Below are 1363 nucleotides of genomic sequence, written 5' to 3' on the forward strand. Positions count from 1 at the left end.
GCTGGTCCATCGATTTTATGCACGACGCGCTGGTGTGTGGCAGACGCTTCCGTACCTTCAATGTGGTGGACGATTTTAATCGGGAAGCGCTGGCGATAGAAATCGACCTGAATATCCCGGCCCAGCGTGTAGTCCGGGTACTGGACAGGATAGTAGCAAACCGCGGATATCCACTGAAGATGCGAATGGATAACGGGCCAGAACTGGTGTCGCTGGCGCTGGCACAATGGGCGGAAGAACACGGGGTGATGCTGGAGTTTATCAGGCCGGGTAAACCGACGCAGAATGCCTTTATCGAACGGTTTAACCGGACGTACCGGACAGAAATCCTGGATTTTTATCTCTTCAGGACCCTGAATGAAGCACGGGAAATCACTGAGCGATGGCTGGCTGAATATAACAGTGAGCGGCCCCATGAATCCCTGAATAACCTGACGCCAGAAGAGTACCGGCTGATGGCTGAAAACCCGGAAATCTCAAAAAATGCGTGGAACTAAAACGGGTGTGCTTACAAGTTAAAAAGGAGCACACTAAAAGCCTTAGCTCTACAGAGGTTCCTCCTGGTGCTCCCTCGGGAGACTATCTAATGCTGGAGACCAGTGCTTATATTTTTGCGATGAAGCAACCTGGAGGGTATACCTACATTGGTCTGGTGAAGAATTTAATCAACGAAGGTGAAGGACATATTTGGTGGAAAATATAAATAACGATGTACCACAGCATCAACCTTACCGAAATGAAAAGGTATTTAATTCCGGTAAGACAGCACTTGAGCTCAATTTTTCTGAGACAAATGGCAGTGTGAATCTTATCCTTGCGGGGCCTTTAGTATCGAAGCCGGGAAGTTTTGACTGGACTGGTCAAAAGTCCTTTTCAACAAAGCTGAGTGATGATGAAGTGATCACCTTGTGTATGGCGTTTCTTCGCCTTACTCATGAGGCTGTTCTGAAAGATAAAAAAACAAAGCACCATAATAAGCAAGTCTACAAAAACGTAAAAGTTACTTTTGATGGTAAATCCACAGCAATGATGGAGGGGGGAGTTGTAGCTATCAACAAAGACGAGAGAGACATTAATTTTATACATAAAATTAGTATTGATCCTGCCGCTTGCCTTCGCTTAGGTCTTTTCCTCTTGTCCGTCATACTGGCCCGAAATCCAGGGGTTCCATCTGACGCGGTTCTAACGTGCATGCGTCTTAATGCAAATGCTCAACTACAAAAGTAACTTTTCTATCTTATCATTCCCGCTTTACGGGAATTTCAAAAAAAGATACTTCCCTTAATGGGGAAAATACGCTCGGTTCATAGGATACATTAGATGTAACTATGGACTGACCCCATGCCTGTAGACAAATTCTGTC

Annotated in this window: 2 protein-coding genes; both read left to right on the plus strand. The window is 45.5% G+C overall.

Annotated features, from left to right (window positions below; translation table 11 throughout):
• Window positions 1–497 (plus strand): IS3 family transposase (locus tag HMPREF3178_RS07715; protein WP_070585104.1); only part of this gene is annotated, 497 nt, incomplete at its 5' end.
• Between the two features lie 193 nt (window positions 498–690).
• The gene (locus HMPREF3178_RS07720; RefSeq protein WP_004117808.1) at window positions 691–1227 is read left to right on the plus strand and encodes a hypothetical protein; all 537 of its coding nucleotides are present in this window, start codon (window positions 691–693) and stop codon (window positions 1225–1227) included.
• Window positions 1228–1363 lie beyond the last annotated feature (136 nt).

Source organism: Klebsiella sp. HMSC09D12 (genome assembly GCF_001808475.1).
Taxonomy (GTDB): Bacteria; Pseudomonadota; Gammaproteobacteria; order Enterobacterales; family Enterobacteriaceae; genus Klebsiella; species Klebsiella oxytoca.